The organism is Nostoc sp. DedQUE09, assembly GCF_034530915.1.
Classification (GTDB): domain Bacteria; phylum Cyanobacteriota; class Cyanobacteriia; order Cyanobacteriales; family Nostocaceae; genus Nostoc.
The window spans coordinates 50,032-65,599 of the sequence record NZ_JAVRCE010000045.1; the positions used below are offsets into that span (position 1 = coordinate 50,032).

Here is a 15,568-nt window from a genome sequence, read left to right on the forward strand (position 1 = left end):
GCTACTGTTCACTCAAGTGGACTTGAATGATGTTCGGGCGAGTTTTTAATCGAACTTGAGATAATTGTTGTTTAGTCCAGTTAAGAGAACTTGAACTATTAGCCTTGGAATTGTATTCCGAGGCAAAATAGTTATACTTGGTATTCAAAAGCCCGCTGATTCATTATTTTAAGTAATTTGTTTTTATATAAAAATTGTATTTTTACATTGCCAGAAATCTGATGATTAAATTGCTAAGGGACTTGCAAAAAATAAATTATCCCAAATTATTTATAGATTTGTAGGGGCGTAAGGCCTTAGATTGGTGTCAACTTAACGTCAAACCCTGGCAATGATGTTATATGACGTCGGCTCAATTACCAATTAAGTCGTCGAAACCCCTCACTAACTACGGTGTACACATAAGTCAAATTACCCCCCTTAATCCCCCTGACAGGTGTAGGTATTTTACAAACATGGCTGAAATGAGGTTTTTGCGTTGGTTGAAAACTCAAATTTTAGTCTCTGATTTTCCACCTAAGAACGAAATTTCGTTATTTGAACCACCTTTAGAACTCTGTTTGAGAGTATCCACTCATGCCCACATAAAAAACCTACACTTGTCAGCCTTAATCCCCCCCCTTCGACAAGCTCAGGGCATCGCTTGGTAAGGGCGGAAACAAAAAATTTAGTTCCCTCCCCTTACTAAGGGGAGGGTTAGGGTGGGGTGAAATGCTTGTAGGGTAAGCGTTTGAACTTCATTTGACACCAATGAAGGCCTTGCACCCCTACGACGGGATATTTTTTTAACTGGAAGTTCCTAAAAACAAAGCTAAATAATGTCGTTATCTTTTGATTCTTAACTTTTTTGATACCGCATACCTGGTAGTTGCGAAATGAAACCCATAAGTTCCAATTGTAACAAAGCACTGGAAACTGAGCCAGCAGCCATACCAGTTTGTTGGACAATAAAATCGAAGGGTAAAGCATCACTTGCGAGTGCCTCCGGCACGCCTGCGGCGATCGCATCCATTACTGTTTGCAATTCTGGCGATAATGTTGGCATTAACTGTTCTAGTGCTGTAGAAGCCTCAATCGCATCAATTTGTGGTATTGCTCCTAGCATTGTTAACAGTTCGTCTAATTCCTTAAGAATGAAGGAAGCTCCCTGACTCAGTAACTTTAAGCATCCTTGGGATGGATAATCGTCTAGTCTTCCAGGTAATGCATAGACATCTCTACCAAATTCATTTGCGTAGGTAGCAGTAATTAAGGCACCAGATTTTAAAGGCGCTTCCATTACTAGGATGGCGCGGCTTAAGCCTGCAATAATGCGGTTGCGACGGGGAAAATGAGTCCGATCGGGTGGGGTTTTTGTGGGGTACTCACTGACGACTAGCCCAGCCGTCAAAATTTGCTTGTATAAATCCCGATTTTTATGCGGATAGATGACATCTACACCAGTTCCCAAAACTGCGATCGTGCGTCCACCTGCTTTCATGGCGGCGATGTGGCTTTCAGTGTCAATTCCCTCTGCCATACCAGAAACGACTGTAAAGCCATTTTTAGCTAAAGCTGTACTAATTTGGCGAGTCCAACGGATACCATATTCTGAAGGTTGGCGGGTTCCGACAATCCCAACCATTGGTTTTTGTCCAAGATTTTCTTGGAGTTCGACTTCACCGCGATAGTACAAAATCGGCGGTGGACTCGGAGTTTCTAGCAGTAAACGGGGATAATCTGCATCTGCTGGTGTCCAGAAATGAGAATTTTCCTGCTGGTGCTTGGTGAATAGTTGTTCTGGGTGCAAACGCGATCGCTGTTGTACTACTTTTTCTAGTGTCTGAAAACCAAAACCCTCTACTTCTCCTAACTGTACCTTAGTAGCGTTCCAAGCTGTTGCCAGCGTGCCAAAATGCTGTTGCAGCCGTCGCAGTAATACTGGCCCAATTCCGGAAATTTGTGCCCAAGCTAGCCAATATGCGCCTTCTTCTACCACCGTTCTATCCTCACGCCTACTGGATTGAGTATTCCCAAATTGGGGTTGGCTGTTGATGTGGAGGTGGGGATGAGGGGCAGGGGAGCAGGGGAGCAGAGGGGCAGGGGAGCAGGGGAGCAGGGGAGCAGGGGAGCAGAGGGGCAGGGGGGCAGGGGAGCAGGGGAGCAGAGGAGACAAGGGGGAATTATTGAACAAGCCTCTTCTTTGTCTCCCTCTTCTTCCTTGTCACCTTGTCTGTTCTCTATGCTCAATCCGCAATTCCTAATTCCCCTTGACTTTTGACTCTTGACTCTTGACTATTAACTATTGACTATCTATCTTCTTATCTTCTGTGATGAAATATTTCTATCGTCTTCTAATAAGCCTATCTGGGTGCTTAATATTTTTACTGCTGCATAGTGGACTTGGTTTATTACCTAGTTGGGCAGCCGAAAAAGTTACCGTCAGGTACGGATTGTTTGAGCAATCAATTCCGGTGGCAGATATACGCAACTATGACGAAACACAAAAGGTTTCTGCCGATCTGCAATCTTTTTTGGATTACCTCAGCGCTAAAGAGAAACAGAAATTTCAAGAAGCCCTTCAAGTGAAAATGTCGCTTGATATTGTGGCTTTAGATAAGTTGGTAAACACAGGAATGGGCAAGCAAATTTTGTCTTTTGCTTCCCAAGCGATCGCTCGTCGCGATCAAGCCAGTATACAAGCACTACGATCTGCGCTCATTATCGGAGCAAAATCACCAGATGGTCTAGGAATAACCAGCTTTCTAGAAGCCTATCCCAGTAATCAACTAGTTATTGACGTGTCAAAAATTCAGAAGCTAGTCGGCATGGCAAATTCCTCTGCTAGTTCTGCTGATGCGCGGCCGAAAGATGACGTAAGTTCTTCACCTTTAGGGAAAATTGCCCTACAATATCAAACACTCGCCGCCCAGAATAAACAGTTCTCAGGTTGCTTATTTGGCGATTCTATTTCGGCTGGACTTGGCAATACCCTTGGGAATGGTACTTTTAATTTTGGGTTAAATGGTCTGAGTACAATCTCATTACTAGAACAACTGAAAAGTTTAATTCCTACCAAGGTGAAATGCGAAAAAGCCATTATTGCCATTGGTGCAAATGATGCTTTGTATGGAATTAGTGATGAGTTATTTAGCAAAAATCTGCAAGAGGCGATCGCACTTCTGCGTACAATGGGAACTAAAGAGATTTTTCTGATTCCGGCTTTTTATTCGACAGTTGCAGCAAGCTCAGATCCAACAGTAGCAGCCCCACGTTCTAGAGTTGAACAGATTAATGTTCTGATTAATCAAGTTGCTGAAACAGAAAAAGTACCAGTTGCCGCAGCTGGACTAGCATCATTATATGAAAATAATGTTCTTAAAGAAAATTTTACCAGTGATGGCGACCATTTGAATGCAGAGGGTTTGAAAATTTATCGACAAGCATTATTACAAATCTTGGGTCAGTAGTAATATCATTTTTAATTTTGGATTTTGGATTGACTGAAAAATCCAAAATCTCAAATTAAAAATTAAATGGCTGCCGAAGCAAATATTTCTGCTGTATCACCGTTAGGCTTTCCAATTCAAAAATCGTGCATAAATATAAGCGATGCCTTCATCAAGAACCGTCCGCACACCTTCGCTAGAACTCCACCATTTGTTTGGATTATAATCTTGCGTTTTGCCAGCAATTACACCAACGTTAATGTCAGGGGTAAGTATTTTTTTAAAAAGAAACCAACTCCTACGGGCATGAACATCCAAGGAAAAAAGATTAATCGATTCTATCTTTAAATTTGAATTGGATAGCCAACGTTCAAATTCAGCAGCAGATGCATAACTACGATCTTTAACCACAAAAGGTGTCGGAACAGCTACTACTTTTTCTGCTTCTAAACCGAGTTTTATAAAGGTGTCAGCCGACACGTCTGCAAAATTATTATATCCGGTAAGATAACTTCCTTTTCCTAATGTGCCTCCGGTAGTAATTATTTGATGATAAGAACCGGTTTTAAATTCAGTCAAAGCTTCTTCTATAGCGTAATCTGGTAGCCATCCTTCAACAATTAATACTTCTGCTGATTTGAGCGGGGCAGTTACGGCGAGAAATGAGTGTACATGAGTAAAAAGGAAAAATATTAAATAGGCAATCAAAGCGATTGCAATCGCCCACCCTTGAGCCGTAAGTGTCCACATTTCTTGGCGTTTGATTAGTTTGATTTTGGGAAATTTTTGACACCGACGATTTTTTATCCGCATTAAACCTTAGCTAAACGTTGTTCTTTCAAGTAGGTAAACACAGACTTATCTCCAATATCAGCAGGAATTGCTTGCACTGTCTTTCGCAGAGCAAACACTAAAAATAATATCGCCCAAGTTACTAATAAAATGCTTTCTGCCTGAGTTGGTAAAATTCCTACCAAATGTCCTAACAACAGTAGCGGTACAATTGGGGTTAATATTTTAGTTTCCAGGCGATTGAAGCAAAAAGCTTCTTTAAAATAAATACCTGTCAAAGCTACGAAGATAAAACCAACTCCAAATAAGGTAATTGGCTGATTGTAAACAGCAAGAGCTAAAGGTTCACTACTAGTGATTGCCAGAATCACTGATGCGATACTACCGATCGCCCAAAAAACTTGCAACGTTCGGTGCAGTGATGCCATATAGATATGGATTGTAAATAAACTTACACCAAGAGCGAGACTAAAACAAGCATATAGAGGTGTCAGTAAAGTTACAACAGTTGGGTTATTGTTGAGTAAAATCAAGGCGCTGCCGATGGCAAAGCTCAGTGCTGCTACTATCAATCCAGCACGGTAGATAATTACGCCAGTGCGATCGCTTTGAGTAATTGTAAATTCCCCAAACTGACCTTGATAAACTTCTGGTGCAGAGAGTGTTTGTGTAGTCATAGCTAAGAATATAATTATGATTCTCTAGTAGAGTACAACAGGAAATTGCTCAAGGGTTACTTTTATTATTATGAGCAATAAGGCGAACTTCATGTCACCATTTTTAAACTTACGTCTTTTAGCAGTTGCTTTCTGGAAATTTTTGTAGAATCGGCACTGCCTATGGTGAATGAAAATGCTTGTTTTTAAGTGGTGTGCAGTTGCTCACCCTCTGTTTTATATCTAGGATTTTCCACTTTCTTTGACTTTCCTACAAATCAGTAACAGGCACTTTGCAGCCTGGTTATTTTTCACTGTCTTAACTTTAACAATATTCACTGGTCTGATTTTCTGAAAAAAACAAGACTTCTAGCGGATCTTGTAAATTAATCTGTAATTGTGAGTGAGCATCTCCGTAATTAATGGCAATTTCTACCCAGCCGTGACTGCCGACTAAAGCTATTATCTCTCCCACTTTGACCTCACCGTAAGTTTCACGGCCTGGTACACTCAATCCAGCAACTTGCACACACCAAGTTTTGCCTTGCACGTAACTCGCTGGAATGTTACTCACTAGGTTGCCAAAATGGTCAATATATTGAATGCAACCCATTACACCAATGGTTGTCTGCTTGCAGTTGCCTATATCCAGGTTTACCAAACTTACTGGATCAATTTCTTGCCCTAGCTGTTTGAGGGGGACACCACTAGCAAGATTAGCTGCTACTGGTGCAAAGATATCTCTACCGTGAAAAGTCTTGCTTGGTTGAGGAGTGCGCCAATAATTAAGATTTGTAAGTTCGACGGCTGCGATCGCAGGACTTTGACTAAGTAACCCGCTAAATATACCATTATCTGGCCCGACCAAAAACCCTTGAGCAAATTCTACTGCGATCGCTCGTCGCTTACCTCCCACACCTGGATCTACTACTGCCAGATGCACTGTCCCAACTGGGAAATGGGCATAAGCATTCATCAGGCTAAACCTAGCTGCGGCGATGTCTTGTGGCGGAATTTGGTGCGTTAAGTCTACTACCGTCAGTCTGGGGTTGATTTGGGCTATGACTCCCTTCATTATGCCTACATAAACATCGCGATCGCCGAAATCGCTCAGTAAAGTCACAAGGGGTTGTCGATCTATCTGGTTATTAGACATATTTTGGTAAGAATATATAAAAAATATATTTTCTGTAGCAACAGCTACAAAATGTATGCTATGTTAAGAATACAAGACATAAATTGAAAAACTAAAGTAGGTAATCACTATGAGTCAAAATAGACTACAAAGTCTGAGCAAATCACGAGAAACTCACAGAGCGAATATTCAAAAAAGCCTAGAGCATCGCTTGGAAATAGCTAGAGCAAAAGGCGACGAGCAGCTAATCCGTCAACTGGAAGCTGAAATGAGGTATTCCAGCTAAATCAAGTTTTCATTGTTCATAGTTTTGTTGTGTAACCCGCTACGGCGGGTTTTTTCTTTTTAGAGGGTTTTCTGGCAATTTTGGTAAAAGCTCATAATTCTTACTCTAATGGCACTGAGATTCATGTGAAACCTCACTTCCCATGTTCAGATTAGATTACAGATTTTTACGCCTGTCTTGGCTCAATACCAAATATGAGTATCGATACTGGCTAGACCCCCATCATTGAAGACGTTGACTAAATCATCTTTCCCATCTGCGTTAAAATCGCCAACTAGCCATTTTTGAGTATCCTCAAACCCGCCTTGTCCAGTTGCCCATCGCTGGATATCAAAACTCTCACCATTAGATAAGTGAGTATCGATACTAGCTAGACCCCCATCATTGAAGACGTTGACTAAATCATCTTTCCCATCTGCGTTAAAATCGCCAACTAGCCATTTTTGAGTATCCTCAAACCCGCCTTGTCCAGTTGCCCATCGCTGGATATCAAAACTCTCACCATTAGATAAGTGAGTATCGATACTAGCTAGACCCCCATCATTGAAGACGTTGACTAAATCATCTTTCCCATCTGCGTTAAAATCGCCGACTAGCCATTTTTGAGTATCCCAAAACCCGCCTTGTCCAGTTGCCCATCGCTGGATATCAAAACTCCCACCATTAGATAAGTGAGTATCGATACTAGCTAGACCCCCATCATTGAAGACGTTGACTAAATCATCTTTCCCATCTGCGTTAAAATCGCCGACTAGCCATTTTTGAGTATCCCCAAACCCGCCTTGTCCAGTTGCCCATCGCTGGATATCAAAACTCTCACCATTAGATAAGTGAGTATCGATACTAGCTAGACCCCCATCATTGAAGACGTTGACTAAATCATCTTTCCCATCTGCGTTAAAATCGCCGACTAGCCATTTTTGAGTATCCCCAAACCCGCCTTGTCCAGTTGCCCATCGCTGGATATCAAAACTCTCACCATTAGATAAGTGAGTATCGATACTAGCTAGACCCCCATCATTGAAGACGTTGACTAAATCATCTTTCCCATCTGCGTTAAAATCGCCAACTAGCCATTTTTGAGTATCCTCAAACCCGCCTTGTCCAGTTGCCCATCGCTGGAGATCAAAACTCCCACCATTAGATAAGTGAGTATCGATACTAGCTAGACCCCCATCATTGAAGACGTTGACTAAATCATCTTTCCCATCTGCGTTAAAATCGCCGACTAGCCATTTTTGAGTATCCCAAAACCCGCCTTGTCCAGTTGCCCATCGCTGGATATTATTAAAGTTTAGAGTACCACTGATAAAGTACTGCCCCAAACTGCCGTAATCCGTGTAGCCAGTTGAAAGAGGATTTTCTTTTCCTATACCATCAATTTTGAGGTAATAATTTCCAGCAACGACATTTGTTGTAATACTTGCAGATAGTAAATCTGTTGGATTGGACGATGCAATTAAGGTACCAGCAGAATTGTATAGCTCTGCCAAAATATCTAAGTTTGGTCCTCGACTAAAAGGATTCACTATCAAGCTAATCAGACCAGTACCTGTGAAAAAACTATAAAAATCTAGATCTGTATTGCGCTCAATGATGCCACTATCACTGATAGACGTACCAGAAATGGTTAGTGGCTTTGCTGTCGCAATTGCATCACCACAATCATCGGCTCGGTAGGTGAACCCATTTTGGGTCGTAATAATTTGCAAATCATCCTCAGTATTGTTAGCAGAAGCATACTCGCCTTTACTCCACTGGGTTAACTCCTGGTAATACCCCAATCCTATGACCGATGCCCAGCCAGTCTCTCCACTACCATGTCCTTCGTAGTATTCTTCAGCGGGGGTTATTCGTCCATCATGCTTGAGTCCCAGCGTATGACCTACTTCATGAGAGATAGCCTCAGCCGTCCCCTTCTCATCACCGTTTATCGTATTTTTAGCAAAAACAAAGACAGGAGTATCACTATTCCAGTTGAAAGAACCAAGTTTGGCGACTCCTCCGGCTCCTTTACCATACCAATCGTAACTGCTACCGCCGATCGCAACACGCACTCCCCAGCGAGTATCATCACTGCCACTCTTAATCAGATCGTTAATATCTGCTGGAGCCTGCGTTGTGACATTAACATTAAACGGGCTGAAATCCTCAGCGACGCGCTGCCAGATATACTGAATTGTTTCAAGTTCAGCCGAGCTAAAGGATGCTGTATCGCCATCGAAGTCGAAGGCAGGGGTGATAATGTTAGCTGGACGTTCACTTGTGTTCCAGGAAGTACCAGAGGTGATATTGCCGTCGAAATCTAAATAAATTGTTTGATTAGCTCCTAGTAAGCTGTTGAGGAAGAAAGTTTTAGGCAGGTCTAAAGAAGCTGATACTGACATATAATTTCATCCTTAAATGAAACCTTTATTATTTATCACTATCAAGCAGATAACTTTACGTAATTTCTTATGCAATCTTTACAAAAGTACACGGATGCACGGTGACAAATTAAATGGCGTTGAGACAAACTCATGTCATCGAGCAAAGCTTTACTCACTTTAGCTTCCAACCGTTGGTGTTGATATAGCTTGTAAGCTCCTTGTACTACTTCTTACGCTTAACGCCCTTTGAGTGCCAGCTTTACACCTCAAGGGAAGGGGTTGGGGGTTAGAGGTTAGGTTTGTTTGCAGTACGCTGGGCACAGATGGCGCAAAGAAGGTAAAATTATAAGTAAAAGTATTAAGAATTTTAAAGAAACTCATTAATGTCCAGCATTTCTCTTGACAAAAGTAACTCTCATGTCGTTGTTATCGGTGCAGGAATAGGTGGACTGACTGCTGGAGCATTATTAGCTCATAGAGGTTACAGCGTCTTAATTTTGGATCAAGCCCTCGTACCAGGAGGTTGTGCTTCAACGTTTAAACGCCAGGGATTTACCTTTGATGTGGGAGCAACTCAGGTGGCGGGGTTGGAACCAGGGGGAATTCACCACCGGATTTTCTCAGAATTGTCAATAGATTTGCCACAAGCAACGCCTTGCGACCCTGCTTGTGCGGTGTATTTACCTGGGGAAACCACACCCATCAACGTTTGGCGCGACCAAGAGAAATGGCAAGAGGAACGACAAAAACAGTTTCCTGGTAGCGAACCATTTTGGCAGTTGATGGCAACTTTATTTGATGCTAGTTGGGAATTTCAAGGACGCGACCCGGTGCTACCACCGCGTAATTTATGGGATTTGTGGCAGCTAACTCAGGCGGTGCGTCCGAGTACATTAATTACCGTACCCTTCACCTTGTTTACGGTAGGAGATGCTTTACGGTTCTGTGGGCTGGGAAATGACCGACGACTAAGAACTTTTTTAGATTTGCAACTAAAGCTATACTCCCAGGTAGATGCAGAGAACACAGCATTACTTTATGCCGCCACAGCGTTGAGTGTATCACAACTACCTCAAGGATTGTTTCACCTCCAGGGAAGTATGCAAGTATTAAGCGATCGCTTGGTACAATCTTTAGAGAGAGATGGCGGCAAATTATTGATGCGCCACACAGTAGAACAAATCAAAGTAGAAAACGGTAAAGCTACTGCTGTAGTCATTAGAAATCAGAAAACTGGCGAAGTCTGGACAGAAGCCGCCGACCACATAGTTAGCAATGTCACCGTGCAAAACTTGGTGCAGTTATTGGGAGAACAAGCGCCATCTGGTTATAAAAATCGGGTGGAAAAACTGCCTCAAGCATCGGGTGCTTTTGTGGTTTATTTGGGTGTAGATGCCAGCGCGATTCCGCCTGAATGTCCTCCGCACCTGCAATTTTTGTATGATGTCAATGGCCCCATTGGCGAGAATAATTCTCTATTTGTTTCCGTTAGTCATCCTGGAGATGGCCGCGCACCGCAGGGGAAAGCGACAATTATTGCTTCTTCATTTGTCGATCCTGCACAGTGGTGGCAGACTGATGATTATGAAGGACTAAAAGAAAAGTTTACCCAAGAAGCGATCGCTCGTCTTGCCCAATATTTCTATCTCAAACCAGAAACGATTATTCATCAAGAAGCCGCAACACCGCGTACCTTTGCCCATTTTACAGCCCGCGATCGCGGTATAGTTGGCGGTATTGGTCAAAGAATACCTACCTTTGGCCCCTTTGGATTCGCTAATCGGACACCAATCCAAAATTTGTGGCTAGTTGGTGACTCCACCCATCCCGGCGAAGGTACTGCTGGGGTGAGTTATTCAGCGCTAACGGTAGTTAGGCAAATTGAAGCTTAAAAATTAGATGCGCTTGTGCTATCGAGGCTTGCGTGCTGCGAATATCAAAAACAGAGGAATACGTTTTCGTCGCTCATAGGTTTGCACGTCGTGAAAGTGTTCGCGTTGCGGACACGCTTCACGCAAATCCTCAATCATAAATCCAGCTGCATTGAGGAGATGAAAATAGTCTTCCACCGTGCGGTGATACTTTTGCACCGTGCCGCCGAGCCAATCCGTAACTCGCAGTCCGGTCGTAAAATAGTTATCGACAATCCAATCTTGGCGGAGCGTCCCAGAAGTCCATCCAGCGTCAGAAGAAGTGATTACAGGATGCTCGACCGAAAAAACAAAGAGTCCCGCAGGTGTGAGTGTGTGGAATATCTGGGTGCAAATTGGTGCTAAATCAGCGACATAATGCAGGGAGAGTCGCGCAATAACTAGATCAAATGCTGCCTGTGGATACATCCAGTTCTCAATCGTCTGCTCAATTATCTGACCATCCGTGTCAGCAAGTGTCTTGGTTGCGACGGCAGTCATCTTGTGTGAGCCTTCGATACCAGTGTAGCTCGCGGCGCCGCCATCGAGGAGTTCTCGCCCAATTGCCGCATCACCACACCCCAAATCAAGGATACGTTTACCAGTAATGGGTCGAATCAGATCCATCATCACTGGCTTTTCAAGCGTATCATTCGGCGTATCTCTACCTTGACGACGGCGTATGTAGGTTGCAAAAACCGCCTCATCATCATAGAAATTTGGGCCTGTCTGCTCCATACGTGCTGTTCCTTTGCAGTAGGCTGATGACATCATTGGCATATTAGCAGATCAACAATGAATACAGGTTAGTACGGGGAGCAATTTAACTGTAATTGAAAACTCTGCCTTGATTGTAAAGGCAAGTCATACTTATAACCGATGGCAAACAGGACACAAAGCTGGTCAAATTAAGTTATTGTTGCGAATGCTGGAGTAATGACAGACAGCGTTTTAATTTTAGGTGGGCGAGGGCGGATTGGTAGCAGTGTTGCTCAGGATCTCGCTACCCATACGCAGGCTCAAATTACGATTACTGGACGTTCTGCGGAGTTTGGGAAGGCTGTTAGCTTGTCTTCGGGAGGACAAGTACAGTTTTTGGTATTGGACTTGGCAGAAGTTGACAAGTTGCGAGATGCGATCGCAAACTCTAACTTAGTCATTCACTGTGCTGGCCCATTTCACTATCGAGATACTAATGTTCTCGAAACCTGTATTGCTCAAGGCGTTAACTATGTAGATGTCAGCGACCATCGTTCTTATACCAGCAAAGCTCTCAATTTTAGTGAACAGGCTGCTGCTGCTGGTGTGACAGCAATTATTAATACTGGCATTTTTCCTGGTATTTCTAACAGCATGGTACGTCAAGGTGTTGAACAATTTGATAAACCGGAAAAGATCCATTTAAGTTATTTAGTTTCCGGTTCTGGCGGTGCTGGCATTACAGTCATGCGGACAACTTTTCTTGGGTTGCAGTATCCTTTTGAGACTTGGATAGATGGCAAATGGAAGATAATCAAGCCTTATAGTGAAAGAGAATTAGTTAATTTTCCACCGCCTTATGGACGCACCGGAGTTTACTGGTTTGATATGCCAGAAACTTTTACACTGCCCAAAGCTTTCCCATCTGTAAAAACTGTAATTACTAAGTTTGGCTCTGTTCCCGATTTTTACAATCACCTAACTTGGATTGCGGCACACGTTTTCCCCAAGTGGTTAATGCAGCGTCGTTACATGATTGAATTTCTGTCTCATGTCAGCCATTCAATGACAGATGTCACTAATAATTTTAGTGGGATTGGTGTAGCAGTTCGTTCAGAAGTTACAGGGCAAAAAGATGGTGAAACTGCCGTTTATTGTTCAACTGTAGTGCATGAAAATACAGCCGTGGCTTCTGGTTGCGGCACAGGTAGTATTGCCCAATTATTGCTAGAAGGTAAACTCAAGAAACCAGGTGTTTTTGCTGTGGAAGAAGCATTACCAACAGATTTATTTGAAGAGGTAATCCAAAGTCGAGGAATTAAAATTAATCACAGTTGGTTATAGGTTAATACGCTTGCTTTAAACACACTGGGTGAGAATTTCATTTCATCCGATTTTACTTACGAAATATTCAGATACAGAGGTAAGGGCGTACATTTGTACGCCTCTACTTTAGGTAAAAATTAATATACCTTGCGGTAGAAGTAAGAACTGTACCTAAACATATAGGATGCCTGTGAGCCTGAAATATTGAATATATTTATACATGACTAAGGCTTATAACAGCACAATAGGAGGGGTTTTTCGTGCAAAAAATTCTATTAACTTTAAAACAAGCATTGCGTTCAAGCTTCTTGGTTATTGGCTTAATAATTTTCATCAGCTTGTCATGCTCGTTCATTTTCGTTCAGCAACCTAGTTATGCAACTACTCTTGAAGAATTAAAGCTAATACCGCCGGAGTATAAACCAAATTCTGAAGAAAAAATTAATCGTGCTAACGAATTTGATCCAGGTGTTGGCATTCAAGAAGAAGACAGACAAAAAGCTTATGAACAAGCAATAAAAGATTCAAAAAATCTTAATACTATAGAGAAGACTTACGAAAGAAATTTGAAGGCTGAACAAAAACAAAATCCCCCAGAAACTTTTGGTGAAAAAGCCAAAGAAGTTATTGAAAAGGTAACGGGTAAATAGGGAATTATATCTAATCCCCAACAGTTTCCTTACTAACTAACGTTGGGGAGTAATAAATATTCAAAGCCTCTTTCATGTTTTGAATCACAGGTTTATAAATTTAAATTTTAGGGTATGTTATCGCTGAGAGTACAGCACCATCAAAAATTTAAGGTGCGTTAGCCTTGGGCATAACATACCCTATATTTGTTTTTACTCAAATTCATCTATTGTGGCGGGAGTATTAGACTTTATCTTATTAGCAATATTGCGCTCATACCACTTCATTAATGGAGTCGCACTGATGCCATGTATAATTACAGAAGCTACAATAGTAGTGTAAGTTATCCAAGCAATTTGTTCAGCAGCTTCACCTTTTAAGCCATTACCAAAGGCGTAGGCGAGATAATATAAAGAACCGACACCGCGAATACCAAACCATCCAATCAACCATCTAGTTCCTGGATGAAAGGTTCGGCGGTGTGATTCTACAGGGCGTTTGCCTATTGTGCTAATCCAAACTCCTACAGGTCGGATTATAAATAATAATAAAATTATTACTAATAAAGATTGCATAGCGTAGTTGAGCATTGGCTTGAATAATAATATTGATCCCAATAGTAGAATTGTTCCAACTTCCAGCAGTTTTTCAAGTTGCTCAACAAATTCCAACTGTGCTAGCGGTTTTTCAGGATTTCTGTAACTGCGTTGGACAACTAATCCAGCAACAAATACTGCCAAGAATCCATAGCCATTCACCATTTCTGTTAAAGAATAAGTTATTAGAATTGTGCTGATAGCAATAAAATCTTCCATTAACTCATCGGCACGACGGCGTTTTTGAATTCTTTTCTCAATCCAAACTATAGATTTGGCAACAACAATTCCCATAACAATGCCAGCTGCGATCGCCCAAATTAAATCAACCGCAATCCACTGTTTAAACCAGTTACCCCAGTTATCATCTTTTATTGCATAAAGACCAAAATAAACAAAGGGAAAAGCCAAAGCATCATTTAACCCACCTTCAGAAGTTAAACCAAATCTCAACTCATCTTGGTCGTTTATATCGGTCAGTTGTACTTCTGATGCTAATACTGGATCGGTAGGTGCAAGAATTGCTCCTAATAAAATGGCTTCTCCCCAATTCATCCCTAAAAACAATTTACCCACAACAGCCAGAGCAAGAATTGAAATTGGCATCAGAAATACAATCAATCGCGCCGTAATGCCCCAAGTCCCCAACCTTAGAGGACGAACAATTCTTAAGCCGCAGCTAAACACAGAAATAATTACTACAAGTTCTGTTATTTTTTCCAGCACTTCGGCATTAAAAACGTCATCTCGACGAAATTCAATCAGCCCAAAGGCATAAGGGCCTAGCAAAATACCAACTACTAGATAGATAAGAGCAAAAGAAAGAGGTAAACGAGCAATCCAACCTGACCCTAATGTGACCATTAGTAGAAGTAGACCAATCACAAATAGGTCAATAATATAGATATCTACCATATAGCGATTTACATAAATATAAGGTGTTGCTTTGTAAGCTTAGTTGCAATAGCTTTGTCTGAGAATTTACCTATGGACAGATTTTCTAGGATTAGGAATTCAGAGACATCACCAAATTGGGGAAGAAGGGAATAGATAAATTTGGCGTTGGCTTTGCCCATTGTATAAATCGCACTTTGATTATTTGTTAGAAGTCCTTTAACTAATCGGATGTTGCATGGGAATATCGCTAAGACATACCTATACGCTTTTACGAATGGTTTGTAAGTTAAACGACATCTAATCCAAAATTTATATAACTCTTGTGGCATAGACCGAAAAGCCTACGCTAATTATGCAAGTTAAATTTAGCGGGACATGATATATTTCCTACTTTCTGACTTAGATATTGCTCAATTTAGTACAAATATACTATAATGGGTATAGCGTCCACAAAGCCTAGCCAAATGCATAATGGCTCTGTGAAAACCTTCTGGAAGATGGATTCAAGGGTTAGTTCGATGATGAAGCATTATATTCTCAACCTCAATCCGACTGCCAAGCATGAATGGGATCGGTGTATTTTACGTGACCCGCTGACTGCCAAACGCCCAGACATTGCTAAACTCATTGCCGAAGCAGTTGGTGCTGATACAGGTAGTTATTTGGTCAGCGTGAATATTGAAGTTCAAGTTTTGCAGCAAGCGGCAGTACCTCAAGCCGAACAACTCTCGCTTTCATTTCCAGAGGTGAGTGTGCCCTCACAACCACAACTGCGGGAAGCAGCTTGAGCTAATATCAATTTACATTGAAGTTGCATATAATAGAGCGTCGAGTGTGAGTGAGA

14 protein-coding genes are annotated in these 15,568 nt (G+C 41.8%); 7 read left to right on the forward strand and 7 right to left on the reverse strand.

From position 1 onward, the window contains the following. Positions 1-838 precede the first annotated feature (838 nt). Positions 839-1,978, reverse strand: coding sequence for a DNA-processing protein DprA (gene dprA / locus RMY27_RS24310; RefSeq protein WP_322667447.1), 1,140 nt, complete (start codon positions 1,976-1,978; stop codon positions 839-841). A 24-nt stretch (positions 1,979-2,002) separates the two neighbouring features. Here dprA and RMY27_RS24315 point away from each other — a divergent pair, with 24 nt between their 5' ends. Both RMY27_RS24315 and RMY27_RS24320 read left to right on the forward strand, forming a co-directional pair. Further along, positions 2,003-2,260 (forward strand): hypothetical protein, encoded by a 258-nt coding sequence (locus tag RMY27_RS24315; RefSeq protein ID WP_322667448.1) that lies wholly within the window; start codon positions 2,003-2,005, stop codon positions 2,258-2,260. Positions 2,261-2,312: 52 nt separating this feature from the next. Continuing rightward, positions 2,313-3,449, forward strand: a complete 1,137-nt coding sequence (locus tag RMY27_RS24320; protein WP_322667460.1) for an alpha/beta hydrolase — start codon at positions 2,313-2,315, stop codon at positions 3,447-3,449. A gap of 102 nt (positions 3,450-3,551) precedes the next feature. On the opposite strand, the gene RMY27_RS24325 is transcribed toward RMY27_RS24320, so the two are convergent. From RMY27_RS24325 to RMY27_RS24335, 3 genes are all read right to left on the reverse strand, one after another. Further along, positions 3,552-4,241 (reverse strand): ElyC/SanA/YdcF family protein, encoded by a 690-nt coding sequence (locus RMY27_RS24325; protein ID WP_322667449.1) that lies wholly within the window; start codon positions 4,239-4,241, stop codon positions 3,552-3,554. Further along, positions 4,241-4,897 (reverse strand): DUF2301 domain-containing membrane protein, encoded by a 657-nt coding sequence (locus RMY27_RS24330; protein ID WP_322667450.1) that lies wholly within the window; start codon positions 4,895-4,897, stop codon positions 4,241-4,243. Before RMY27_RS24330 ends, RMY27_RS24325 begins: the two co-directional genes overlap by 1 nt. A gap of 304 nt (positions 4,898-5,201) precedes the next feature. Next, on the reverse strand, positions 5,202-6,032 hold the full coding sequence (locus RMY27_RS24335; RefSeq protein ID WP_322667451.1) for an SAM-dependent chlorinase/fluorinase: 831 nt from the start codon (positions 6,030-6,032) through the stop codon (positions 5,202-5,204). Positions 6,033-6,141: 109 nt separating this feature from the next. On the opposite strand from RMY27_RS24335, the gene RMY27_RS24340 reads away from it, so the two are divergent. Then, positions 6,142-6,297, forward strand: a complete 156-nt coding sequence (locus RMY27_RS24340) for a hypothetical protein (RefSeq protein ID WP_322667452.1) — start codon at positions 6,142-6,144, stop codon at positions 6,295-6,297. Between the two features lie 182 nt (positions 6,298-6,479). Here the strand turns inward: RMY27_RS24340 and RMY27_RS24345 are convergent, their stop codons facing one another. After that, positions 6,480-8,684, reverse strand: coding sequence for a hypothetical protein (locus tag RMY27_RS24345; protein ID WP_322667453.1), 2,205 nt, complete (start codon positions 8,682-8,684; stop codon positions 6,480-6,482). A 365-nt stretch (positions 8,685-9,049) separates the two neighbouring features. Between RMY27_RS24345 and crtD the strand changes: the two genes are divergently transcribed. Continuing rightward, a complete protein-coding gene (gene crtD, locus RMY27_RS24350) occupies positions 9,050-10,558 on the forward strand; it encodes a C-3',4' desaturase CrtD (RefSeq protein WP_322667454.1) in 1,509 nt (502 codons plus the stop codon). Between the two features lie 18 nt (positions 10,559-10,576). Here the strand turns inward: crtD and RMY27_RS24355 are convergent, their stop codons facing one another. Continuing rightward, entirely contained in the window at positions 10,577-11,356 is a 780-nt protein-coding gene (locus tag RMY27_RS24355; RefSeq protein ID WP_322667455.1) for a class I SAM-dependent methyltransferase, read from the reverse strand. A 156-nt stretch (positions 11,357-11,512) separates the two neighbouring features. Between RMY27_RS24355 and RMY27_RS24360 the strand changes: the two genes are divergently transcribed. Then, positions 11,513-12,619, forward strand: coding sequence for a saccharopine dehydrogenase family protein (locus tag RMY27_RS24360; protein ID WP_322667456.1), 1,107 nt, complete (start codon positions 11,513-11,515; stop codon positions 12,617-12,619). A gap of 242 nt (positions 12,620-12,861) precedes the next feature. Continuing rightward, positions 12,862-13,251, forward strand: coding sequence for a hypothetical protein (locus tag RMY27_RS24365; RefSeq protein WP_322667457.1), 390 nt, complete (start codon positions 12,862-12,864; stop codon positions 13,249-13,251). 192 nt (positions 13,252-13,443) lie between these two features. Here RMY27_RS24365 and RMY27_RS24370 read toward each other — a convergent pair whose 3' ends face one another. Beyond that, on the reverse strand, positions 13,444-14,742 hold the full coding sequence (locus RMY27_RS24370) for a sodium:proton antiporter (protein ID WP_322667458.1): 1,299 nt from the start codon (positions 14,740-14,742) through the stop codon (positions 13,444-13,446). Positions 14,743-15,242: 500 nt separating this feature from the next. On the opposite strand from RMY27_RS24370, the gene RMY27_RS24375 reads away from it, so the two are divergent. Next, complete coding sequence (locus tag RMY27_RS24375) at positions 15,243-15,512, forward strand: hypothetical protein (RefSeq protein WP_069069307.1); 270 nt, start codon at positions 15,243-15,245, stop codon at positions 15,510-15,512. The last annotated feature ends 56 nt before the right edge of the window (positions 15,513-15,568 follow it).

What these genes read in the sequence shown, in the direction of transcription:
- RMY27_RS24320 (WP_322667460.1), top strand. Translation starts at nt 2,313, where the DNA reads ATGAAATATTTCTATCGTCTTCTAATAAGCCTATCTGGGTGCTTAATA.
- RMY27_RS24325 (WP_322667449.1), bottom strand. Translation starts at nt 4,241, where the DNA reads ATGCGGATAAAAAATCGTCGGTGTCAAAAATTTCCCAAAATCAAACTA.
- RMY27_RS24330 (WP_322667450.1), bottom strand. Translation starts at nt 4,897, where the DNA reads ATGACTACACAAACACTCTCTGCACCAGAAGTTTATCAAGGTCAGTTT.
- RMY27_RS24335 (WP_322667451.1), bottom strand. Translation starts at nt 6,032, where the DNA reads ATGTCTAATAACCAGATAGATCGACAACCCCTTGTGACTTTACTGAGC.
- RMY27_RS24340 (WP_322667452.1), top strand. Translation starts at nt 6,142, where the DNA reads ATGAGTCAAAATAGACTACAAAGTCTGAGCAAATCACGAGAAACTCAC.
- RMY27_RS24345 (WP_322667453.1), bottom strand. Translation starts at nt 8,684, where the DNA reads ATGTCAGTATCAGCTTCTTTAGACCTGCCTAAAACTTTCTTCCTCAAC.
- crtD (WP_322667454.1), top strand. Translation starts at nt 9,050, where the DNA reads ATGTCCAGCATTTCTCTTGACAAAAGTAACTCTCATGTCGTTGTTATC.
- RMY27_RS24355 (WP_322667455.1), bottom strand. Translation starts at nt 11,356, where the DNA reads ATGCCAATGATGTCATCAGCCTACTGCAAAGGAACAGCACGTATGGAG.
- RMY27_RS24360 (WP_322667456.1), top strand. Translation starts at nt 11,513, where the DNA reads ATGACAGACAGCGTTTTAATTTTAGGTGGGCGAGGGCGGATTGGTAGC.
- RMY27_RS24370 (WP_322667458.1), bottom strand. Translation starts at nt 14,742, where the DNA reads ATGGTAGATATCTATATTATTGACCTATTTGTGATTGGTCTACTTCTA.
- RMY27_RS24375 (WP_069069307.1), top strand. Translation starts at nt 15,243, where the DNA reads ATGATGAAGCATTATATTCTCAACCTCAATCCGACTGCCAAGCATGAA.